We start from the raw sequence: 22,698 nt of genomic DNA, 5'->3' as shown, positions 1-22,698 counted from the left end.
CTATACAATTATGAAATCTTTTATTATCCTGGTGTTGGCCACCTATTCTCTGTTCCTGCAAGCCCAGAACCATTCAGGCTTGTTGAGCCGAGATGAATTTGACAGTAGAGGACCAGACAAAACACTTACTGTCGGAGGTACCGCCGGCCTTTCCGACGTTTCGCTTTCCGGTTCAGCGACCTATTCAGTTCCGATACTGTTGCCGCCCGGGACAGGAGGGATACAACCAACACTGTCACTCGAGTACGACTCGCACGCCGGACCGGGAATAGCCGGAATGGGTTGGCATCTGTCCGGACCGTCTGTAATTGGACGTATTTCTCAATCCCGATATTTTGACGGTATTACCAGCCCTGTCGGGTTGGGGATTAATGACCGCTTTTCGCTTGACGGCAGGCGTCTGGTCAGTATTGCGGGGGCTTATGGTACCAAAGGTTCTACTTACGGAACTGAAGGAGAAGATTTTTCTATTGTTACTCTCAAAAAAACGCAGGCAACTGGGCCGGAATGGTTTGAAATGGTCACCAGCGACGGAGTCAGAATGGAGTACGGGAGTGTCGCCAATGCCAGATTTGCAACTGAAGACGGATCTGCCGTTTTGCTTTGGATGTTGAATAGAATGATCTATCCCAATGGGAATTATATAGATTACGTATATGATGATGGCGGCCGGGATCCCAGGATTCTTAAAATTTTGTACACCGGTAATGCCGAGGCCGGCCTGGTTCCTTACAACGAAGTTCGCTTTACTTATTTACCGAAGAAAGAAGGTGCATTTTCAGATGAGAGAACCTCCTACATTGCCGGATCTGCTGTCAAAAGCAAATGGCTGCTGTCAGCAATAGAAGTATATGCGGAAGCAATGGCTGTTCGGTCTTATCAGTTTGAATACGGCCATGACGAAGCGAATTCTTATCTGAAGCTAATCCGGGAGTATGGCGCGGAACCTACAGATCTGCTCAACCCGACTGTTTTTCAATATGGGGAAGCCGGGGCTGTCTGCATTAGTTCCACGGAAGATATGCCGCTCGGTGATGAATTGGTTTCATTTGCTGCCGACTTTAACGGAGATGGTTTAAATGACTTGGTTACGAGCACTGGTAAACCGGAGAACGGATATGAATTTTCTTCCGAGTTCAAAATATGGGCGAAGCAATCTCCAATGTCGCAAGGCTATTCTCTTCTGGCAACACAGTTGCTTCCCGCGAGAACTATTATCAACGGCCCCGCAAATGTACGGGGGCATAGTGCGCCGGTCAGTCTGCGCGATTTTGACGGCGATGGCCTAAGCGACATACTCACGCTTAGAATTGTTACCAATCCCAAAGGGGTATTTTATATAGACGACCTCACGCTTTATCGGAAGGTGGAAAATCAGTCCTCTCCTTTTGAAATCCAACAGCTTCCGTTACCGACGGACTTCCTGGCAGGGGTGACCGGCGCCAGGCACTGGATCGTGACCGGAGACTTCAGGGGAACTGGTCGAATGAGCTATCTTTTGTTCCTGACCAGTCACAACCAGTCGAAAAGAATTTTTATCGGAGAAAATGCGACGGAGGTATGGACCTGCCTGCCGCTTGACCCGGATGAATCACTCGGCATTCCTGTTGCACAGTGGCAGAATGTCGAAAAGATAGAAGTCCTGGATTTCGACGGCGACGGTAAAGACGACTTGCTTTTGATCAAGGACAATTATTTTGAAATCTTTAGTTTTTCAGACAATCAGATCCGGAGCCTTTACCAGCATCCGACGTTGGATATGGATGAAAAAATACTTCCGGGGGATTTCAACGGCGATGGTAAAACGGATTTCGTGTTGTTTAACAGTGCCACCATGGCTTTGACCCTTTACACCTCAACAGGAAGAAGTGTTCTCCGGAGGTCTCTTTCGATTCAACCCTCCTGGCCTGCAGAGGTGAAAGTGAACGGAACCAACATGCTCAAAGTAGGGGATTTTAACGGGGATGGCAGAAGTGACCTTTCTTATGATTGGGATCGAGTTAATTATGTGATGTTTCCCGACGCGGCTTACACATATGTATATTCCGGCAATGATCTTTACTATAGTACGGGCGATTCATTTACTTATCGTCAGGTCAGTTATGATAGCTACGTAGAGGGGCCTTACTCGCCTAACATTTCTCCGGTAAAAGCAATCTCCCGAACTTATATTGAGCCTACTCCTGCCGACCTGAATGGCGACGGGCGTACCGACTTGTTTTCTGCTCTGGGCGGAACGTTGTATTGCAGATATTTTCATCCGGATGGCGCTGAAGGCAAGCTGCATCGGGTGAAGAATGGGGTTGGCTATGAAATTGAATGGCAGTACCAGAAAACCGTGGGCAACAGCAGCTTTTTTAACAACGACGGGTTCCGTTCCGAATTTCCGCTCGTGATACAAAATCCGGTAGCTTCGCTGGTGTCGCAAATAAGTCGTTCGAACGGGGCGTCGGGGAATAGTACTATCGGGTATCGTTATTATGGTGCCGTTTTCCATAAAGGGGGAAAAGGTTTCCTTGGCTTTGCAAAACGACGCATTGAAGATCGCGCATCAGAGACTGTCAAAGTCGATGAGAACATTATCGATACCTATTATTCCGTTCTGCTTCCCTGGAAAACAAGGGTTTCCCTTGCAAGCGGCCGGGAAGTTTCTTCGACCGTATACGAGCACGAAGTGAGGGGAGCCGGGACAAAACGCTATTGGGCGGGCATACGTAATATCAGGCAGCGTGACGAGATCCGTGGGGTCACCAAAGCGATTGGGCGGGTTTTTGATGCTTACGGAAATATTACAAAAAGTGTCGAAACCATACCCAAAGTTCTTGAGACTGAAACAAATACCGTGTACGAGCAATTCGGCGGTACGGTTGCTAATAAACCTACCTTGCTTTCAGTAAGTAGCAAGAGGGAAGGGGAAGAGGCTTTTGCTGTCACAACCGTATTTCAGTACAACCCGATCGGACAATTGGAGTTAAAAACTGATTTTCACGGGACTACCCCTGGGTTATCCTTTCGCTACAGTTACGATGGGTTCGGCAATTTAACGAGTACTCTTGTGACCGACGGTGCTTCGGAGCGGGAAACATCAAGCCGGTTTGATGAAAAGGGGAGGTTCCCGGTGGTGATGACCGATGAAATGGGATTCAGCAGTTTTACCCGCTACGATTTACGATGGGGTGTTCCTCTTCTGCGTGAAGATATTGATGAACTGGCTACCTCATTTCGATACGATGGCTTCGGAAGGCTTGAAGAAACCATTCCGCCCGACGGGCGCACAAAAAAGGAAATTGAAGGCTGGACAACCGAGGGAGGTGCGGTTTGGTATCGTGAGCTGAAAACAGAAGGGCAGCCTGGTTTCAGGGCGTATTACGACATTGCAGGGCGCGTAGTCAAAGAAGAGATGCAAAACTTTGACGGGTCCTGGTCAATGAATTTAATTACCTACGACTTGCGGGGAAATTTGTCGTCCCGGACTTCTTCACATAAGCCGGGCGAGCCTTTTGATCCGACAATATATACCTACGACGAGCTGGGAAGATCCTCATCCATTAATCGTGGCGTTCTGGGTACTACGACATTCGACTATGAAGCAAAGAACGGGGAGCAGACAATTACGACTACTCTGGAAGGCAAAGGCATAACAAGGACGACTGATGCTGCAGGTATGCTGATCCGGGTGTCTGATAAGGAAGAAACTCTTTTGTATCAATACTTTAGTCACGGCGGATTGAAGCAGGTTAGTTCGGGGGGCAAGGCATTGATGGAGTTCGAGTATGATGAGGCGGGTAGGCAAACCGGGTTGAAAGACCGGAATGCCGGTTGCATACAATATCAATATGATGCCTTTGGCCAGTTGGTATGGCAAAAAAACAGTGGCGACAAAGAGTACTTTATGGCATACAACCCTGGTGGACAGTTGATAAGTCGCCTGGGACCAGAGGGGGAAGTCACGTTTTCATATGGCGTCGCGAATTCAGCGGGAGACAGGAGAGGAAAAATAAAACAGGTAACTGGGCCGACGGTAACGGATGTAACCGGATATGCATATGATTGGCAGGGGAGGTTGGCATTCATACACGAGGAAAATGAGCTGGGTGTCTTCAAAACGGGATATACCTATACACCCAATGGAGACATAGCCTCGATTTCCTATCCTTCCGGACTGGTAATCAGCTATGACTACAATTCCAGCGGATATCTTGAGATGATAAGAAAGAATGCAGAGATTATCTATCAGACGCTGGCAGTCAATAGCTTGGGCCAGGTGACACGTTATAAAAAAGGGAATATCGAGACGTCTCTGGTAGATTACGAACACGGTTTCCCGGTCAGGTATTTTACGCCAGAAATACAGGATTTGCATTTTTCCTGGAACTACTCCAGGGGTACTTTGTCCGGTCGGCGTGACGACAGGAAGAGAAAAGCTGAATGGTTTACCTATGATCACCTTGACAGGCTAACACTTGCCGGACGGCCGGAGGAGCAGAATCAGGAAGTGAGCTACCATGCAAACGGGAATGTGGATTTCAAAAGTGATGTGGGTGTTTATCAGTATGACGAAAAGCGTGTTAATGCGGTTGTGTCTGTGTCGGACCCATTTGGATTGCCTTCTTTTCGTCAGGAAATTATGTTTACTGATTTTTCGCAGCCCCTTAGAATAAAAAGAGATAGCAGGGGTTTGGGTACGATTCAAATGGATCTCCGGTATGGTGCGGATCATCAGCGTATCAAAAGTGAGCTTCGTCAAGGCGGCAAAGTGCGGTTTTCCCGGTACTACTTTCAAGCGGGTTTTGAAATGGAACATCGTGAGGGCAAACAGACGTTTGTGCAGTACGTGAACGGCCCGCCGGGTTTGGTTGGAATTGTCGAAAGCAGGGCTAACCAACATACCATTCACTATACCTTTACTGATCACCTCGGCTCCATTCTTACCGCGACCGACCCAGCCGGCTCATTAGAAGTTGAACAGTCATTTGACGCATGGGGAAGAAGAAGAGATGCTTTTTCATGGTCGCTATTATCTGATTCATCTTCGGTCGCACAACCTCCGTGGCTTTCCAGAGGGTTTACAGGCCACGAGCATTGGGATCATTTTCGGCTGATCAATATGAATGGCAGGCTTTATGACCCGACAACGGCAAGAATGCTGAGTCCTGACAACCATGTGCCTGATCCGTCTTATCCACAGGACTACAACCGGTACACTTATGCGAGAAATAACCCACTTCTCTATACCGATCCCGATGGTGAACTCTGGAGTGCCGTAATCGGAGGCGTGACAGGCGGCGCCATCTACACGGGCATTCACCTGGCGCGGGAAAAGTCTTTTCGCAACTGGGATTGGATCGGGTTGGGTATGTCCGTAGGGGCCGGCGCCATGATAGGGATGGGATGCAGTGACTGCGGAGCCTGGAAGGTTACTGAAAAAGTTGCCGGCGCACAAATCAGCAGCCAGGCATCCGCTGCCCAGATTTCGGTAGGTAACCGGCTAACTATAAGTGCCGGCTTGGGTATGTCCGCCGGTTCTCACGGGGGCAGGGCGGGACTGAGAGGAACGATTAACTATCGCGCAGGTGATTTCAGTTTCGGCACCAGTTATTTTTATGGTTATAACCATCTGGACGCCGGTGGGAAAACGGGGCAGTTTTCTGAATGGAGCGGGGTGTGGAGTGCTGGTGTGGGCTATTTTTCGCGTAATTGGGGAGGTGGTATCGGGACAACCGCCTGGGGCGGAGCAACCGGGAACAGAGCCGGGAATCTTGTACTGCGTTATAAAGAATGGGGAATCGGCTATGAAAATGACGGCGTGCCTTTTGGCGGCTGGGCTGGTGGAGGTACAGACAGTTATCGTTCTGCAGCCTTTACGATTAGCCGGGGAGACTTTTCTATCGGTACCAGAATATTTACCGGTTACCGGGATCTGGGACTTGTTGGCGGGCCGGAGACGGGCTTTCCTCACGGCAGAGTAATGAACCCTGAAATACATGACCACTTGTTCGCACCCCTTTTTCTCGGATATAAAGGACACCGTCTGGGATGGGATCACTACTTATTCGGGCACGCATTTCAAAACTGGCTTGCCCATGGTAAAATAAAACCACAGAACTGGATTCCCTGGCTTGCGTCCCCATACCGCCCGAATAGACCCTATGGCGGGTACTATCCCGCGTTAAATCCTTATAGCAATTGGTGACTTACTTATGAAAATGCTCGCTGTTGGTCTTATTACTTTCGCATTAGTAATCGGGTGCAGGGGAACCCGTCCGCTATCCCTTGTTAGGGAAAGCAATACGGGCAATGCTTTTCTTACCACCGGATTTTATTTCGGCCAGTTCGAAAAGGACGCATCCAGTTATACTCAAGTTCTTGTTTTCTATCGCGATGGTGCGCTTTTGATGCTTGAAAGTGATAGAAGGAACAGTGTTATTGCCTGGAAGGACTATTTTACTGATGAACGCTATCGAAATAGCCATAAAGCCGCTCCGTATTGGTGGGGTATTTATGCGATGAACGCCGAAAGTTTCAGGATTGAGAAATGGACCAGCGCGGATTACGCCTACCCGGTCATGCAATTGGACGGAAAAGCTCTGAACGATACGACCCTGCTGTTAAAAAGGAGACTGGCGAAGAGAAAGGCCGGCGGTAAGTTCTCGTATTCCTCCAAGACCCGGGAACCTACCGAGCGTTTTGATACGCTTCGGTTTGTCAGGCTGGAGACTAAGCCGGACAGTTCTAATAAGTGGATCAGGTGATACAAGGAGGAAGCGGGGTGAACTGAGATCGTTTATTCTTATGACATTAATCATAGGCTGTCGCTCATGGGAATGTGTAATTCGCCCCTGATTTATTTTTCTAAAGACATGATTCATTCTTTTCATATTCCTGTACTCGGACTGGCGTATTCCGTGGACACACCGGTTAAGGTAGCGCCGCTTGGAATTTCCTCTGTGGCTTCTATTGTCGACGACGTGCTATTGGAGCGCATGCGGGCTTATTATGCCACCCGGGAAGGCTGGGCTTTTGAAGCCATTCCCGACAAGCAAGAGAACTTCCGCGCCAAACGGGTAACTGCTTACCTGAACTTGATGTGGCGCCTGGTTAAGGAACGTTTTGAACAGGTTAAGATGGAGGCATTGTCAGACGGGGGACAGTTGATGCGGTACTTTGAGCTGCTGCCGGAACAATCATTTTTGAAGCTGCTTTACAGGAAATGGCAGGTTATGGAGGAAGGGGAAGAGAAAAATCTCCTTGAGCGTGAAATGAAAGGGAGAATGGAGCATGGATCGGTTGACGTCAATATTATGGCGAAAGTAGACAAGCTCAATCTGACGTCAACCGGAGAAATAGCGACCAGTGATGCGCTTGAGTCGCTTAAGGGATTTGCTGAGAGCGAACTGGAGTCTTCTGTAGTGCTATCGGCCGGAATGAACCCCCGGTTGTTCAGCTATCTGGAGAGTTTCCCTGATTTTTTTCCCGATGAAAATGGGAACCTGAAAAAAAAGGTGATTCTGAAAGTCAGCGATTACCGTTCGGCTCTGATACAAGCCAAGTTCCTTGGAAAGAAAGGAATCTGGGTGTCGGAGTTCCGGATAGAGTCTGGGCTTAATTGCGGTGGGCACGCTTTCGCAACAGAAGGCCTTCTCCTCGGGCCCATCCTGGAAGAATTCAAGGAAAAGCGTGAAGAATTGCGCCAGGAACTTTTTGCGCTTTATCTGAAAGCGCTTGCCGGGGAAGAATCAGGATGTTTGAAGATCCCGGAGACGAAGATCTCGGTGCAAGGCGGAATTGGCACGGCAGCGGAAAATAGCTTCCTTCTTGAGCACTATCTGCTCGACGCTACCGGCTGGGGAAGTCCCTTCCTGTTGGTTCCGGAGGCGGTGAACGTGGACGAGCAGACATTGGGCATGTTGGCTCATGCCAAAAAGGAAGATTTTTATGTGAGCGGAGCCTCTCCGCTGGGTGTGCCGTTCAACAATTTCAGGCCAAGCGGGGCAGAAAAACAGCGCCTCGAGCGGATAGCGAAAGGCAAGCCCGGCAGTCCCTGTACAAAAAAATATCTCGTGTCTAATACAGAGTTTACCAAAGAACCCATCTGTACTGCATCCCGGAAATATCAGGAGCTGAAACTCAACGCGCTGAAAAAGGCGGGCCTCACCGACGCAGAGTATGCGCGCCAGGCGTCCGATGTTATGGAGAAGCTATGTCTTTGCGAAGGACTGGTGACGTCAGCTTACCTGAAACTGGGTATATCGAAAAAAATGAATACCTCAGAAGTAGCAATCTGCCCGGGACCTAACCTGGCCTATTTTTCCGGCGTATTCTCCCTCGATGAAATGGTAGGTCATATTTATGGTAAGCTGGATGTACTTCGCCAGGCCGGACGCCCTAATATGTTTATAAACGAGCTGAACCTTTACTTCGATTACCTGAAAAAAGAGATAGAAATAAATGTCCTGTCTATGAACGAAAAGAAGGTGAAGTATTTGAATCGGTTTAGAGAGCAGATGCAGAATGGAATCAGTTATTACAAGGGGTTGATTCCCCGGATTGCGAACCAGACGGAAGCTTACCGCTTAAAAATGATGGAAGAGCTCGGGGAAGTCGAGCTTAGGCTTGCAGGTCTTACAATAGGCTGATCACGTTTTCGCCTCCTGGCAGGTAGCCTGCAGGTGAGTCGGGGAAAGCAGGGTGATTAGTGGGTTCGCAATAACCACTAACTGAGTATATGGTTGGACACGGTAGAATAAGTCGGTGCACAGTAGAATAAATCTATTTTTGTTTTTATTCTCTTGTAAGCATACTGTCTGAATAACTATTCTATCCTAACGACTTCCCTTATGAATACCCGACGTAGCTTTATTAAAAAAACATCTCTCCTTGCCGGGGGAGCCTTACTGGGAGCCGCGGCGAATGGTCCGGCGCTGGCACTATTCAAAAAGGGGGCTGTCCCAAGTGATCAGTTGAATATAGGGGCAATCGGTATCAAAGGAATGGGGTGGTCCAATGTCAGGGCCGCTGTTAAAGTACCGGGTGTAAATCTGGTCGCGGTGTGTGATGTCGATCAGAATGTAATCGCCCAACGGATGTCGGACTACGACAAGATAAAGGTGGGGGCATCTTCCGGGGTCAAGAAATATGATGACTACCGGCGGCTCCTGGACGACAAAGATGTTGATGCTGTGATTATAGGTACGCCGGACCATTGGCATGCCTTGCAGATGATCCACGCATGCGAAGCCGGGAAAGATGTATATGTAGAAAAGCCCGTTGGTAATTCAATAGTAGAGTGCCGACGCATGGTCGCGGCGCAGAAGCGTTACGACAGGGTGGTGCAGGCCGGGCAGTGGCAAAGGAGCCAGAAACATTTCAGAGACGCGGTGGACTTTGTCCAAAGCGGTCAGCTTGGGAATATTCGTACGGTTAAGGTTTGGTGTTACCAGGGGTGGATGAAACCCGGTCCGGTTGTACCGGACAGCGCACCACCCAAAGGAGTAGACTATAAACAATGGCTGGGACCGGCTCCGATCCGGCCGTTTAATGAAAGCAGGTTTCATTTTAATTTCCGATGGTTTTGGGACTATGCCGGAGGTTTGATGACCGACTGGGGTGTGCACCTGATCGATTACGCACTATTGGGAATGAAAGCTGAGTTACCTAAGAGTGTGGCCGCGCTAGGCGGGCGATTCGCCTATCCCGACTTGTACGAAGAAACCCCGGACACCCTGACCACGCTTTACGAATTTGACGGATTTAATATGGTATGGGACTCCGCTATGGGAATCGATAACGGCTCTTATGGCCGGGACCATGGAATCGCCTATATCGGTAATAACGGAACGCTCATTCTAAATCGAAGCGGGTGGGAGGTAATTGAGGAAAAGCAAGCCAAGAGCAAAGTAAGCATGCCATTCGTGGAGCGGAGCGACAACGGGTTAGACAATCACTGGGTAAATTTTGTAGAGGCGGTAAAACGCCGGAAGCCTGAAATACTTACATGCCCGATTGAGGCTGGCGCCCATGTAGCGACCGTATCCCAAATGGGCAACATAAGTTACAGAACCGGCCAGAAGTTAACATGGAGCAAAGAAAAAGGAGGGTTTACCGATGAGGGCGTGAACCGCAAATACCTGGAAAAAGCTTACCACAACGGCTATAAGTTGCCAAAGGTTTAGTTGGTCCGATTGTGTTCGCATGCATTCGGATGGGGCAAGTTATTCAGCATAGCGAGTCGAATCTGCTTTACAGTCATCAATCTTTAAAGTAAGCCGGAAAGAGTTTAACTGGTCCGGCTGTTGAATATTTCCGCAAAAACCTAAATTTGTTAATATCAGAGACAGATTTATGGGTAAGTGGTTGCTACTTTTTGGGTTCCTGTGTGTCGGTGGTTGGGCGAATGGTCAGGAGAAACCTAAGCTTTCTCCTGCAGAAAAAGACAGCATTCGTTATACCCGCTTAAAGGAGCGCTTTTACAAACGAAAGATTACAAAGAGTATTTACAGGCTTTTTTTTAATGATGTTTATAATAGAAAAAAGCAATCCGGGGAAGTTGTCAGCATAGATTCCAATCCCTTTGCGGCCTATGAAGGCTGGACGGTGCGGAACATTACCATCCGCCAGTTGAATATGCTGGGGACCTCGGTGCATGACACCAATCGGGTCAGCAATAAGTTTCAAAGTTTCGTCAGCAATAAGCTGCACCGCAATACCAATGAGTCGGTGATCAGGAATTCCATGCTGTTTTTTTCGGAAGGAGACCTGGTTGACCCCGTTCTTTTTAAGGACAACGAGCGTATTCTCAGGCAGAGTGAGGTGCTTCTGGATGCGCGTATCATAATAGTTCCGATTGAAAACGACTTGAACCGGGTGGATGTGCTGGTGTTGACCCAGGACGTATGGCCGATTATACCGGAAGGGAGTTTTGGCGGTTTTGATAACTTCAGAGCCGGTGTTACCAATCATAATGTGCGGGGATGGAGCCACTCGAACACTGTTTCAGCCCGGTGGAGAGCGGAAGATACTTTGCAACAACTGGGCGTGCGGGCGATTTACAGGGTGCCTTATATCGGAAGAACCTTTATTACAGGTGAAATGGGGGTAATTTGGGAACGCGATCTGAAGCAGCCCTTTCTCAGGTTTTCGCGACCGTTTCTGTCTGTCGAAACCGTGCATGCAGGCGCCTTTGAAACCGGGTTGAGAGAAGTTCGGGAATACCGGAAAGAGGCAGACAACGTAAAGGAAACTATTACGTTTCTCACGCAGTTTGGCTATTACAACATTTGGTACGGCCGGGCATTCCGGCTCAATCGTAATCGCAATGACCAAAACAAACGAATTGTTGTAGCCGCACGATACTATAAAAATCACTTTCTGAAGCGCCCGCAGGTTACGGCAGATAGTAATCGCCTTTTCTGGAATAAAAATACCCTGCTTTTCAGTGTTGGTTATTCTAACCGGAACTACAAGCGAGACCTTCTCATCTTTGGCTTCGGGCGAACGGAAGACGTGCCGATCGGAAGCATGATGACTTTTACCGCCGGAAGGGATAATTCGGAATTCGGTGGTCGCGGATACGTTGGCGCCCGCTTCTCAAAGGGAGGGTATTTACCCGGAAAATCAGGTTACCTATACGGTTTGTTGGATGCAGGAAGTTATGTGCAGTTAAATAAACTGCATCAGAGCGTTATCAGTACGACGGTCAATTACTTTACACCCTTGATGCACTTAAGGTTGTCGCAGTTCCGGCAATTTGTGAATTTCCGTTATACGCAGGGGTTTCGACGGGACGCGCTTGAATACATCAACCTGACGGATGAATATGGCATCAGGGGCGTCTTCTCCGATCAGCTGGTCGGAAAAAAGCGGCTCAATATGGGTATGGAAACGGTACTTTTTTCCCCCGGTAGCTTTCTCGGGTTTCGGGCGGCGCATTTTGTATTTGCAGATTTTGGCATGATAGCCAATACCGACCGGCTCTGGAAAGGGAAGCTCTACCAGGCATACGGCCTGGGGGTGCGTTTGAGAAACGAGCACCTTACTTTTAATACCATTGAATTCAGGCTGGGCTTCTACCCCAATATCCCTACCTTGTCGAGTGATTGGCGTTTCCGGATCTCAGGTCATACCTCCCTGAGGTTGCAGGATTTCGATATGGGGGCGCCTGAAATAACGCCTTTCCGATAGGACTACCCCTTCGCGAGCTCCTGTGACCGGTCCCGCGCGGCAAAAATGCCCTCCTGGAGGTTTTCGTCAATTTCGCCTTCGCCAAAACGCTTCAGAGCGGCTTCGGTAGTGCCGCCTTTGGAGGCAACGGCCTGTATCAATTCATCGAGCGATTTCTCGGCATTATTGATGAGGTGATAAGAACCGAGCATGGTCTGTTTCACGAGTAATGCCGAAACCGAATCCTCAAATCCCATCTTTTTCCCTGCTTCAATCATGGATTTAACCAGGTAGAAAAAATAAGCAGGACCGCTGCCGCTCAACGCGGTCACGGCATCGATCATTTCCTCACTTTCCAGGTATACGGATCGGCCGGTGGCATTGATGAGGTTCTCTACTTTTCTCAGCTGGCTGTTTTCTACTTCCGGAGTAGCTGTATAAGCGGTAATACCCATCCCCAGCATGGCTGGCGTATTGGGCATAGCCCTGACGATTCGGGTGTGAGCAAGTGTTGTCTGAATGCGCTCAATGCCGATTCCGGCCATTATGGACAGCACAATCTGGTTTTCCTTGAGTACTTCTTTCAGCGCGGCCCCGACTGTATTGAAATCCTGCGGTTTTACCGACAGGATTACCAAATCGTAATCGCCTACCTGGGTGTCAATTACGCCCGTAAGCACACCAGGCCTGAAATTTTCACGGAGTCCCGCCATTCGGTCCGGGCTTTTTTCGACCAACAGGAAGTCGGACGTTTTAACAAGGTCATATTTCAGAAAAGCGTTGGCAAAGGCCATGCCCATATTGCCGCAGCCAACTATCGCAATTTTCATCTATGGAGAGGGGTTTTCTATTTTAAGAGCTCTTCCAGTTTTTTCTCCAGCGCAGCGCCCCGCAAGTCTTTCGCAATAACACGGCCCTCCTGGTCCAGCAGGTAAGTGGCGGGTATTCCATTGACACCGTACATGGCCGCAACATTGGAATTCCAGTATTTCAGATCGGAGCCGTGCACCCAGGTAAGGTTATCATCTTTGATTGCCTGGATCCACTTTTCCTTGTCTTTGTCCAGCGAAACACCGTAGATCTCAAAATTTTTACTTTTGTAACGGTCATAAAGTTTGACTACGTTGGGATTCTCGCGGCGACAGGGGCCGCACCAGGATGCCCAGAAATCCAGCAATACGTATTTGCCTCTGAGCGATGACAGCGTAACGGCCTTGCCGTCAGGGTCGCTCAGTGAAAATTCCGGGGCCAGGTCGCCCACGCTGATCCCCTTGATTCGTTTTACGCCGGCAATAAATGCCTGTGCATATTTCGGATTGGGATTTTCTTTCTGCAATTTATCGGCCAGTGCTTCGAGAACAGGCAGATCCTGCTGACTGTTTAGGAAGTTGTTTGCGGTAAATACCGCAATAAAAGAAGAGCCCATCTCGGGAAGCATGGTTTTGATCTGTGCCATCAGCTCCCGCTCTGCCTTTTCGAAATTGCCCTGTATTTCGTTGATTTTTTTCTGGTCGTTTTTCTGGCTTGCCTTTTCGTATTCAGTATTCCACAGCGCTACCTTTTCGCGTAGTCCACCTACCTGTTGCAGTATTTTGTGGTAATACGTCATGTTGGTAGAACCGGTAATGGTGCCTGAAGTCTGAACCCCGTCTTCATTACTGTCATTTGCATCGCCGGCGAGGGTAAATTGCTCACCGCCTTCCGCCAGGAAGTTAAGTCGTTGCCGGTTGGCCAGGTTAATCTGGTATACGTTTCCGCCATCTGCCTCTGTCCGGGTAAAGCTGAACGTGCCGTCTTTTGCCAGCGTGGTGGAGTCGAGGACCACCGGTTGTTGGGTTGCGCCGAGCTGCAGATAAACTTTTGTTCCCGGCACCCCGTTTTTAAAAGTGCCTTTGATCGTAAAAGGTTTGGGTTGCAGGCCGTCTTGAGCGGCTACTGCCGACCATCCGGAAAACAATAACGCAAGCAGCCAATGATGGTACGATCCTTTCATTCCCTATGCTAATTTTTCGTTTAAAATCTGATTGACGACTTTGGGATCCGCTGTACTGCCGGTCTTTTTCATGACTTCGCCTACAAAGAGACCGATCAGCCCTTTTTTCCCTTTTTTATATGCGGCTACCTTGTCGGGCATGCCGTTTAATACCTGCTCTATCAACGTTTCAAGTTCTCCGGTATTGCTGTTCTGGATCCAGTTATTTGCCTGCGCCAGGTCTTGGGGAGCACTTTCCGGGTTTTCCAGTAATGCGGGAAACAATTTTTGCGTAGCGATGGTGTGGTTAATGACACCCGACTCAATCAGTTCGACCAGGTCAGCCACTGTTTTCGGTTGGATCGGGAATTCAGCAATACTCAATCCATTTTCATTAAGGTAGGAACGTATTGGGCCTATCAGCCAGTTGGAAACGGTTTTGAAATGCTGACAATGCTTGCAAACTTCTTCAAAATAAAACGCCTGCTCTTTTTCATCGCTCAGCAACCCGGCATCGTATTGCGGCAATCCGTAATGCGAGACGAACCTTTCCTTTACTTCCCAGGGAAGCGCGGGCATTTCACTCCTGATTTTTGCAAGCCACTCGTCTGACAGGACGACCGGGCTCAGGTCCGGATCCGGGAAGTACCTGTAGTCATTGAGGGTCTCCTTCAGCCGCATTCCGTAGGTCCGTTCCCTGTCTACATCGTACATTCTGGTTTCCTGCACAATCTTTTCCCCTTTATCCAGTAAATCTGCCTGCCGGGACTGTTCGTACTCAATGGCGCGCATGATGTTCCGGATGGAGTTCATGTTTTTGATCTCCACCTTTGTGCCATATTCGCTTGCGCCAACCAGTCTCAGCGAGATGTTTACGTCCGCTCTGAAAGAACCCTCTTCCATGTTGCCGTCGCTGATATCAAGGTACCGGACGATCCGTCTTACCTCGGTAAGATATAACCCGGTTTCCTCGGCCGAGCGGAGGTCGGGCTCGGAAACAATTTCGATAAGCGGGGTGCCGGCCCGGTTGTAGTCCAGGAGGGTGTCGGTCTCGCTTCCGTCATGTACCGATTTGCCCGCATCCTCTTCCAGGTGGGCATGATGAAGACGAATGGTCTTTTCTTCTCCCTCCCGGTTCGTGATTTTTACACCACCGCCAACACATATAGGTGCCTTGTCCTGCGTAATCTGATATCCTTTGGGGAGATCGGGGTAGAAATAGTTCTTGCGATCAAAAATCGTTGTCCGGCTGATCGAACTTCCGCATGCGAACCCCAGACGTACGCCCAGTTCAATTGTTTTTTTATTCAGCCGGGGTAGTGTTCCCGGCAGAGCCAGCGTAAGAAACCCGATGTTGGTATTCGGCGCCGAACCGAAGCGGTTGTCGTCCGGAGTGAAAATTTTAGATTCAGTAAGTAGTTGACAATGTACTTCCAGACCTATCACAGTTTCGTATCGATCGGATACGCGGGCTGACTGATTTTGAGAATTATTCTGATGCATAACTGGTTCAAAAATACAACAAAAAACGTTTTTGACCGGCATCGGAAGGGAAAAAGACAAATTGGAGCGGAATCGTCGCTTGGTGATTTAAACTTTCTAACTTTGCACGCAAAAAAGAAGGAACTTAAAAGCGATAGCCGGAGAAGTGGAAATAACGCCCGAAATGTTACAAAAGATAGCCCATTTGGCGAGATTGGAGGTCAAACCGGAAGAAGAAACCGAGCTGGCTGCGGGACTTGCCGAGGTGCTGAACTGGATGGAGCAGTTGACAGAAGTAGATACTACAGGGGTTGAACCGCTGACCCATATCAACGGTGAATACAATATCTGGCGGGAAGATTTGGCCTTCAATAGCCTCGATCGCGAGGTTGCCCTCGAGCTTGCTCCGGATCGTAACGAAGCCTACATCAAAGTGCCTAAGGTGATTGAATAGCTCCTTTTTGTGCCTCAATAAAGAAGCATCAATGTCGCCACGACCGTTAGTATGATCATGGCCTGCCGGAATTCTTTTTCGGGAAGAATTTTTACCAGCTTGATACCAATCAGCGCGCCAACGGCAATGAACGGGATCGTGGTGAGCCCCAGTAGCAGGGTTGGAAGATCAAGGTTGTCCCAAACCCAGATCTGGAGCGGCATCTTGATGAAATTTACGGTCATGACAAACCAGGCGCCGGTGCTCACAAATGCAATTTTATTCAGGCGCATGGAAAGCAGGTAAACCGTGACGATCGGTCCGGCCGCATTCCCGATCATGGTGGCAAAGCCGACCAGTAAGCCGAAGAAAGGCGAATAGTATTTCGACGAAGTCACCGATTCGATATTCGATTTCCGTTCCGACCAGACGAGTACGACCAGGCCGAGCAGGATACAAACTGCCATCAGGGCACGAAACGACGAAGGTGCAATATGATTGCCTACCACCAATGCCAGGATCAACCCCAGAACGGTCCACGGCAAAAGCCCGAAAATGTTTTTCAGTCTTAGCTCCCGGCGGTAGTAAACGACCGCCATAACGTCTGCAATGCACAATATCGGGAGCAGTACGCCAGTAGACGCTTTGGCGCCGAAAAGATAAGCCAGTATCGGTACAGAAAGCGTTCCTACCCCGTGAATACCGGTTTTTGACATGCCAATCAGCACAGCGCAGGTATAAAAAAGCAAATACTCGGTTCGGCCGTGCAGGAGGCCTTCCGGCAGGTGTAGAAATTCCACTCGGAGCGGTTCGTTAAAAAGTTGAAGATGCGAATGTAAGATTTCCCTTTCAGCACCCCGAAAAGTTGCATCCTATTTTTAGGGCTATTCTTCCATTTCATCCCGTAGCATCCGCTCGGCCCGTTTCAATTCTTCCAGTGTTTTTGCCTGGCCAAGCGCATCCGCCAGTTTCTGTCCCAATTGATAGGTTTCAAGTGCCTGGTCGAATTGTTCGGAATCAGTGTAGAGCTTCCCCGCCTGGTAGTAGGCCGGCAAATAGTTTGGGTGCCACTTTAGCAAACCCTCCAGGTAATACAAAGCTTTCTGAGGATCTGTATTGGCGTATTCCATCGCCAGTGCATAAATATTAAACGGGTCGTTGGGGTCTTCCCGGTAGTATTCCAGCAGGAGTTCAAGTCGTGTAGGGGTTGACATAAATAAAATGTTATGCTTGCATACTAATTACTTTTTTCTGACTATATTCGCAATCTATGTTGACAGATCCTATAATCAAATAACAGCGGAGCATGAAAATACTCGTTTGTATCACCAACGTGCCGGATACTACTGCCCGGATCGCGTTTACCGACGGCAATACCAGGCTGGATAAAACAGGTGTTCAATACATCATTGGTCCCTATGACGACTACGCGCTTGCGCGCGGTGTAGAGCTGAAAGAGCAAACCGGCGGCACGCTCACAGTACTGAATGTCGGGACGGGCGAAGGGGAGCAGCAGATCAGGAAAGCGCTGGCAATTGGCGCTGACGACGCTATCAGGATAGATGCAGAGCCGGTTGACTCTTTTTTTGTGGCGGAACAAATCGCGCACATAGCGCGCCAGAATCAATATGACCTCATTCTGATGGGTCGCGAATCAATAGATTTCAACAGTGGTATCGTGCACGGCCTGGTGGGTGAGTTGCTGGATATCCCGTCCTACTCACCGGTAATGAAACTTGATATTGAGGGCGGCACGGCCCGGTTTACACGGGAAATAGATGGCGGAAAGGAGTTTCTTCAAGCGTCGCTTCCGTTGGTACTGGGGTGCCAGGAGCCGATTGCGGAGTGGAAAATTCCCAATATGCGTGGGATTATGACGGCCAGAACCAAGCCGCTCCAGGTTCTTCCACCCGTGGCCACCGATGAGATGAGCGTTCTGGAAAGATACGAGCTGCCGCCGGCGAAAGGAGCCTGCAAGATGATACCGGCCGACCAGGCGGAAACGCTGATCAGGCTGCTGAAAACGGAAGCCAAGGTATTGTAACCGGGAGCCGAAGATATTCAAAATCATTCACCGACCCGGGGCGATCATCAGGGAGCAGGCAAGCGGACAGGAGCGGTGCTATTCCGGAACGGGTCATCAACTCAAGAACAGAAAATGTCAGTATTAGTTTTTTTAGAAATAGAGAAGGGGTCGATCAAGAAAACGTCCCAGGAGGCCATTGCCTACGCAGCAGCAGTTGCATCTAAAATCGGGGGAACCGTGACGGCGCTGGCATTGGGAGAGGTTAATACCGGCGAATTGGCCAAAGCCGGGCAGTTTGGCGCTTCCGAAGTATTACATGTAGCGGATTCCCGGCTCAACCAGGAAAATAGCCTGGCGTACGCGACTGCGCTGGTACAGGCCGTCAAAAAGTCGGCGGCAGAGGTTGTCGTACTGGCGAAGTCGGGCATCGGCGACGCGGTCGCGGCGAGATCGGCAGCGCGGTTGAAGGCAGGTATTGTCTCCGGTGCGACGGAACTTCCAGATCTGGAAGGCGGCTTCAAAGTGAAGCGAAGCATTTATACGGGAAAAGCTTTTGCAACTGTTGCGTTAAAAACGCCGGTTAAAATTATCGCTGTCCGAAAAAATGCGATCGAGGTGCAGGAGGGCGCCGGTACGGCCACGGTAACTCCTTTTGAGGTGTCTTTCGAAGATAAGGACTTTCGTGCCAGTGTGACGGGTGTTGAAAAGTCCGGCTCGGATATTTCCCTGACCGATGCCGATATTATTGTATCGGGCGGCAGAGGTATGAAAGGGCCGGAGCATTGGCAGCCGCTCCTGGACCTGGCAGCGGCGCTCGGGGCTGCAACCGGGTGTTCCAAACCGGTTTCCGACCTGGATTGGCGCCCTCATCACGAGCATATCGGCCAGACCGGAATAAAGGTATCGCCGAACCTCTACATCGCCTGCGGTATCTCAGGTGCTATCCAGCACCTTGCCGGGGTAAACGGCTCAAAGTGTATTGTGGTAATTAACAAAGACCCCGAAGCACCGTTCTTTAAAGCGGCCGATTACGGAATCGTGGGCGATGTTTTCGAGATACTGCCGAAATTGACGAAAGCAGTTAAAGGGGAATAGAGGGGAGTCGGAAATCAGAAATCAGAAATCGGCTCCGTTTGCTTCCGATTTCCGACTTCCCACATCCGATTTCCTCAAAACGGCCTTATTGCCTTCACAAACCGGTTTCTGAAATAATTGGAAAACAGGTTATCTTCAGTAACTCCGCGGGATGAAGAGGCATGGATGAAAAGAATGTCGCCTTCGCCGCGGATTTCGGTAATAATGCCCGAGTGGGAGACATAACCTTCTTTACCTCCTTCCGGGACAAAAAAGATCCAATCGCCGGGACGGAGGTCCTTTATTTGTTCCACTTCGTTGCCGAATTCGGATTGTTGCCAGGAAATGCGCGGCACTTTAATGCCCATTTCGGTATAAACCTGGCAGATCAGGCCGGAGCAATCAATCCCTGCCTTGTCGTTCCCGCCGGACCGGTATGGGGTCCCGGTGAAGGTACGGGCAATCTGAACGACCTCAGGTACGCTGGCCGCATACTCACCCGCAGGTTTTACAGCCAAACTTTTACGGGGTTCGGGCGTAGTGCGTGCCGGTGTGTTGCCGCGGTTGCCCGTTCGGGAAGATGGCTGCGTTTTATTTCGGTTGCTGCTCCCGACTAAAGTAGGGCGACCTGAGGCATTTCTGCCGCCAGGCTTTTTCTTGTGTACACTGTTTTTGTTTTTACTTCCGGCGCCGCGGTATTCCGGCGACGAACGGGGCGTTGTTTTAAAAACTTCACAGGAAGTCAACGTAAATAACAGAAGTATAAATAATCTGGTGCTGATAAAACTTTTCATGGACAATACCAGGCTGGTCGCGACGACTGAATAGTTGGCAGGTATGGTAACATAAAGAAAACGAAGTTTTGCCGAAAAATTGCCGCTCCTTGTTAAAATGCCGCTATTTTTTTCTAAAAACAGCTACATTCCGTAGTTTTGTCACTAGTTTCCAATCAGATAACCATCATCGTTGAAAATTGTTTGCGTGGGTCGGAATTACGCCGACCATATTGAAGAACTGAATAACGAGCGGCCCGATGCCCCCGTGATTTTTATGAAACCCGACTCCGCCCTTTTGCGGCCCGGAGAGGACTTCTATATCCCGGATTTTTCGGAGGATATCCACCATGAAATCGAAGTGGTGGTCAAAATCAGCCGGATGGGCAAATATATTGAAGAGCAGTTTGCCCGCAAGTATTACGATGAAATAGGTCTCGGGATAGATTTTACAGCGAGAGACCTGCAAAGTAAGCTGAAGGCGAAAGGGCTTCCCTGGGAGCTGGCGAAGGGTTTCAACGGTTCGGCGCCCGTTTCGGACTTTATTTCAAAAAACGATCTGGGAGACCTGCAGCAACTTGATTTTTCGCTTGAGATCAACGGTGAACCCAGGCAGATCGGGAATACTTCCATGATGCTGTATCGGATAGACTACCTGATTTCTTTTGTTTCTCGATACTTTACCCTGAAGACCGGCGACCTGATCTTTACAGGCACGCCCAAGGGTGTGGGGGCGGTAAAGAGCGGGGATTTGCTGATCGGAAAGCTGAACGGGGCGGAAATGTTAAGGTTGAATATTAAGTAAATGGTTGTTTTTTCTTGTCTGATGCGGCGCTTGTTCGCTTGTGTGGTTGGCTTATCCATTCTTTCAGTCTTTCACCCGGTTCCGGCGCAAAAAGCCAATTACCCGGCTAACTATTTTGCATTGCCGGTTTATCCCGGGCAGCCTAACTCACTTTCCGGTGCATTGGGCGATCTTCGTACCAATCACTTCCATGCCGGCATCGATGTGCGCACACGGCAGAAAGAAGGACTTCCGATAACGGCTGCTGCCGAGGGGTTTGTATCAAAAATAGCGGTTCAAAGGAGTGGGTATGGAAAGGTGCTTTATATCAGGCACCCCAACGGTATGACGACCGTTTACGCACACCTGATGCGGTTCAGCGACCAGATTGACCAGTATGTACGCGCGGAACAATATAAACAGCAGTCGTTTGAAATAAACCTGACCCCCGAGGAGGGGAGATTTCCGGTCTCAAAGGGACAATTGGTTGCGATATCCGGGAATACGGGCGGTTCCGAAGGTCCACATCTGCATTTTGAAATCCGGGACTCGCGCGACAATTGTCTGAACCCGCTTTTCTTTAATTTCCCGGAGATAAAGGATACCACACCGCCCCGCTTTGTGAGCATTGCGCTAAGCCCCCTTGATATGGACAGCCGGGTAAACGGGCGCATTGACCGGCAGGCTTTCAGGCCGGACCCCAAACCTAAACCCGGAACCGGAGAGGAAGGACGATGGGTTTCAATTAAGGACACCATTCGTGCTGCCGGGGTATTGGGCCTCGAATTGCAGGCCTTTGACAGGATGGATGGAACGGGGTTCAACTATGGCCTCAATTGCATTGAGGTCAGGATTGACGGGAAGGAGGTGTTTGCCTTCAATATGGAAAAGTTCCCGATAGATGTAGCGCGCGATTATAACTACCTGATCAACTACAAAGCGCGTGTAGCAGATTGGGAACGGTACTACAAATGCTATAACCCGGAGGGGAATAAGCTTGATATTTATAAGACCGACGCGGGAAGAGGAAAAATTCGGTTGAATGACACACTATCCCATACCGTTGAAATCAAGATATTTGATTCATTTGAAAACTGGAGCGGATTGCGTTTTATTTTGAGCGGAGAAAAGAGTGACTTAAGGGCGGCAACATCGCAAAAAGGTAATACGGAGCTGGTAACAACCGACGTTTCCGGCCATATTCTCAAGCTGACCGCAGCAGGTAATACGGGTGTACTCTATGAGTCCGGGCGGGAGATTCCGCTCAAGGCTGCCTATGAAGACGGTGGTCGTTCCGTTTTCCTGGCGAGTCTGAAACAGCACTTACCCGACTCGGTTCGCATAGGCGCTTCCGTTAAAAAGTTGAATTTTGCGGGCAGGATTGCGCCGGGAGCTGCCCGGAGGTATGAAGGGAAGGACGCAATAATAGATTTTGGAGACAGAAGCCTGTTCGATACACTTTATTTGAACGTTTGCCGGGTCGGCAATACCCTGCAGATTAATGATTATACCGAACCGCTCCGGGGCCCGATTACCGTATCATATCGTCCCGACGTGGAAGAAAATGTGAAGGGAAAGACGCATATTTATCGTCTTGTCAACGGAAGGGACCAGTTTATTGGCGGCGAATGGTCAGAACAAGGCATCAGGTTTGACACCCGCGAGCTTGGCACGTTCTACCCCATGGCGGATGCCGAACCGCCGCAGGTCAGGTTGCTGCAGAGCACGCCGAAAATGATCAGTGCCAGGATTGCAGACAACCTGTCCGGTATCGCCAGCTTTAAGGCCAAAGTAAACGGGACATGGGTTTTGATGAATTATGAGTACAAGCGTAATCTCATCTGGTCCGAAAAGATAGAGGATGCAGTGCCTTTCGAAGGAGAGCTGGAGTTGGAGGTCACCGACCGGGCAGGAAATATTACCATTGTGAAAGCGCCGATTGCGGAGCCGCCGCCCCGGAAGACCAGGTCAAAATCAAGGAGGTAGGTTTTCCTG

General features: G+C 49.6%; 16 protein-coding genes. 10 read left to right on the top strand and 6 right to left on the bottom strand.

The features are described from left to right. Positions 1–10: 10 nt before the first annotated feature. The 5 genes from ABD852_RS11135 to ABD852_RS11115 all read left to right on the top strand — a co-directional run bounded on the left by ABD852_RS11135 (position 11) and on the right by ABD852_RS11115 (position 12,180). Positions 11–6,193, top strand: a complete 6,183-nt coding sequence (locus tag ABD852_RS11135) for an FG-GAP-like repeat-containing protein (RefSeq protein WP_345028684.1) — start codon at positions 11–13, stop codon at positions 6,191–6,193. 7 nt (positions 6,194–6,200) lie between these two features. Then, positions 6,201–6,752 carry a hypothetical protein gene (locus ABD852_RS11130; protein WP_345028683.1) on the top strand — a complete coding sequence of 184 codons (552 nt, stop codon included), beginning with the start codon at positions 6,201–6,203 and terminating at the stop codon, positions 6,750–6,752. 108 nt (positions 6,753–6,860) lie between these two features. Further along, on the top strand, positions 6,861–8,636 hold the full coding sequence (locus ABD852_RS11125) for a hypothetical protein (RefSeq protein ID WP_345028682.1): 1,776 nt from the start codon (positions 6,861–6,863) through the stop codon (positions 8,634–8,636). Positions 8,637–8,837: 201 nt separating this feature from the next. Then, a complete protein-coding gene (locus ABD852_RS11120) occupies positions 8,838–10,172 on the top strand; it encodes a Gfo/Idh/MocA family protein (protein WP_345028680.1) in 1,335 nt (444 codons plus the stop codon). A gap of 169 nt (positions 10,173–10,341) precedes the next feature. After that, positions 10,342–12,180, top strand: a complete 1,839-nt coding sequence (locus ABD852_RS11115) for a BamA/TamA family outer membrane protein (RefSeq protein WP_345028679.1) — start codon at positions 10,342–10,344, stop codon at positions 12,178–12,180. A 2-nt stretch (positions 12,181–12,182) separates the two neighbouring features. On the opposite strand, the gene proC is transcribed toward ABD852_RS11115, so the two are convergent. Genes proC through gatB form a run of 3 tightly spaced genes read right to left on the bottom strand, consistent with a single transcriptional unit; the run spans position 12,183 to position 15,634 of the window. Beyond that, positions 12,183–12,989 (bottom strand): pyrroline-5-carboxylate reductase, encoded by an 807-nt coding sequence (proC, locus tag ABD852_RS11110; RefSeq protein ID WP_345028677.1) that lies wholly within the window; start codon positions 12,987–12,989, stop codon positions 12,183–12,185. A 17-nt stretch (positions 12,990–13,006) separates the two neighbouring features. Further along, positions 13,007–14,152, bottom strand: coding sequence for a redoxin domain-containing protein (locus tag ABD852_RS11105; protein ID WP_345028675.1), 1,146 nt, complete (start codon positions 14,150–14,152; stop codon positions 13,007–13,009). Positions 14,153–14,155: 3 nt separating this feature from the next. Then, positions 14,156–15,634, bottom strand: coding sequence for an Asp-tRNA(Asn)/Glu-tRNA(Gln) amidotransferase subunit GatB (gene gatB / locus ABD852_RS11100; RefSeq protein ID WP_345028674.1), 1,479 nt, complete (start codon positions 15,632–15,634; stop codon positions 14,156–14,158). Between the two features lie 145 nt (positions 15,635–15,779). Here gatB and gatC point away from each other — a divergent pair, with 145 nt between their 5' ends. Then, on the top strand, positions 15,780–16,067 hold the full coding sequence (gene gatC / locus ABD852_RS11095; RefSeq protein ID WP_345028672.1) for an Asp-tRNA(Asn)/Glu-tRNA(Gln) amidotransferase subunit GatC: 288 nt from the start codon (positions 15,780–15,782) through the stop codon (positions 16,065–16,067). A 14-nt stretch (positions 16,068–16,081) separates the two neighbouring features. Here the strand turns inward: gatC and ABD852_RS11090 are convergent, their stop codons facing one another. Both ABD852_RS11090 and ABD852_RS11085 read right to left on the bottom strand, forming a co-directional pair. After that, the gene (locus ABD852_RS11090) at positions 16,082–16,846 is read right to left on the bottom strand and encodes a sulfite exporter TauE/SafE family protein (protein WP_345028671.1); all 765 of its coding nucleotides are present in this window, start codon (positions 16,844–16,846) and stop codon (positions 16,082–16,084) included. A gap of 84 nt (positions 16,847–16,930) precedes the next feature. Next, entirely contained in the window at positions 16,931–17,260 is a 330-nt protein-coding gene (locus ABD852_RS11085) for a tetratricopeptide repeat protein (protein WP_345028669.1), read from the bottom strand. A gap of 92 nt (positions 17,261–17,352) precedes the next feature. On the opposite strand from ABD852_RS11085, the gene ABD852_RS11080 reads away from it, so the two are divergent. Continuing rightward, positions 17,353–18,090 (top strand): electron transfer flavoprotein subunit beta/FixA family protein, encoded by a 738-nt coding sequence (locus ABD852_RS11080; protein ID WP_345028668.1) that lies wholly within the window; start codon positions 17,353–17,355, stop codon positions 18,088–18,090. A 114-nt stretch (positions 18,091–18,204) separates the two neighbouring features. Further along, positions 18,205–19,167 carry an electron transfer flavoprotein subunit alpha/FixB family protein gene (locus ABD852_RS11075; protein ID WP_345028667.1) on the top strand — a complete coding sequence of 321 codons (963 nt, stop codon included), beginning with the start codon at positions 18,205–18,207 and terminating at the stop codon, positions 19,165–19,167. A gap of 74 nt (positions 19,168–19,241) precedes the next feature. Here the strand turns inward: ABD852_RS11075 and ABD852_RS11070 are convergent, their stop codons facing one another. Next, complete coding sequence (locus tag ABD852_RS11070) at positions 19,242–19,940, bottom strand: C40 family peptidase (protein ID WP_345028666.1); 699 nt, start codon at positions 19,938–19,940, stop codon at positions 19,242–19,244. A gap of 172 nt (positions 19,941–20,112) precedes the next feature. Between ABD852_RS11070 and ABD852_RS11065 the strand changes: the two genes are divergently transcribed. Next, entirely contained in the window at positions 20,113–20,724 is a 612-nt protein-coding gene (locus tag ABD852_RS11065; RefSeq protein ID WP_345028665.1) for a fumarylacetoacetate hydrolase family protein, read from the top strand. Next, positions 20,725–22,689, top strand: a complete 1,965-nt coding sequence (locus ABD852_RS11060; RefSeq protein WP_345028664.1) for a M23 family metallopeptidase — start codon at positions 20,725–20,727, stop codon at positions 22,687–22,689. The last annotated feature ends 9 nt before the right edge of the window (positions 22,690–22,698 follow it).

The sequence above is a fragment of the Ravibacter arvi genome (assembly GCF_039540405.1).
GTDB lineage: Bacteria > Bacteroidota > Bacteroidia > Cytophagales > Spirosomataceae > Ravibacter > Ravibacter arvi.
The sequence above is the reverse complement of the archived record's forward strand: the minus strand, read 5'-3'. Positions and strand labels throughout refer to the sequence as shown.

What these genes read in the sequence shown, in the direction of transcription:
- ABD852_RS11125 (WP_345028682.1), top strand. Translation starts at nt 6,861, where the DNA reads ATGATTCATTCTTTTCATATTCCTGTACTCGGACTGGCGTATTCCGTG.
- ABD852_RS11075 (WP_345028667.1), top strand. Translation starts at nt 18,205, where the DNA reads ATGTCAGTATTAGTTTTTTTAGAAATAGAGAAGGGGTCGATCAAGAAA.
- ABD852_RS11060 (WP_345028664.1), top strand. Translation starts at nt 20,725, where the DNA reads ATGGTTGTTTTTTCTTGTCTGATGCGGCGCTTGTTCGCTTGTGTGGTT.
- ABD852_RS11135 (WP_345028684.1), top strand. Translation starts at nt 11, where the DNA reads ATGAAATCTTTTATTATCCTGGTGTTGGCCACCTATTCTCTGTTCCTG.
- ABD852_RS11115 (WP_345028679.1), top strand. Translation starts at nt 10,342, where the DNA reads ATGGGTAAGTGGTTGCTACTTTTTGGGTTCCTGTGTGTCGGTGGTTGG.
- ABD852_RS11105 (WP_345028675.1), bottom strand. Translation starts at nt 14,152, where the DNA reads ATGAAAGGATCGTACCATCATTGGCTGCTTGCGTTATTGTTTTCCGGA.
- ABD852_RS11080 (WP_345028668.1), top strand. Translation starts at nt 17,353, where the DNA reads ATGAAAATACTCGTTTGTATCACCAACGTGCCGGATACTACTGCCCGG.
- ABD852_RS11120 (WP_345028680.1), top strand. Translation starts at nt 8,838, where the DNA reads ATGAATACCCGACGTAGCTTTATTAAAAAAACATCTCTCCTTGCCGGG.
- proC (WP_345028677.1), bottom strand. Translation starts at nt 12,989, where the DNA reads ATGAAAATTGCGATAGTTGGCTGCGGCAATATGGGCATGGCCTTTGCC.
- ABD852_RS11070 (WP_345028666.1), bottom strand. Translation starts at nt 19,940, where the DNA reads ATGAAAAGTTTTATCAGCACCAGATTATTTATACTTCTGTTATTTACG.
- ABD852_RS11085 (WP_345028669.1), bottom strand. Translation starts at nt 17,260, where the DNA reads ATGTCAACCCCTACACGACTTGAACTCCTGCTGGAATACTACCGGGAA.
- gatB (WP_345028674.1), bottom strand. Translation starts at nt 15,634, where the DNA reads ATGCATCAGAATAATTCTCAAAATCAGTCAGCCCGCGTATCCGATCGA.
- ABD852_RS11130 (WP_345028683.1), top strand. Translation starts at nt 6,201, where the DNA reads ATGAAAATGCTCGCTGTTGGTCTTATTACTTTCGCATTAGTAATCGGG.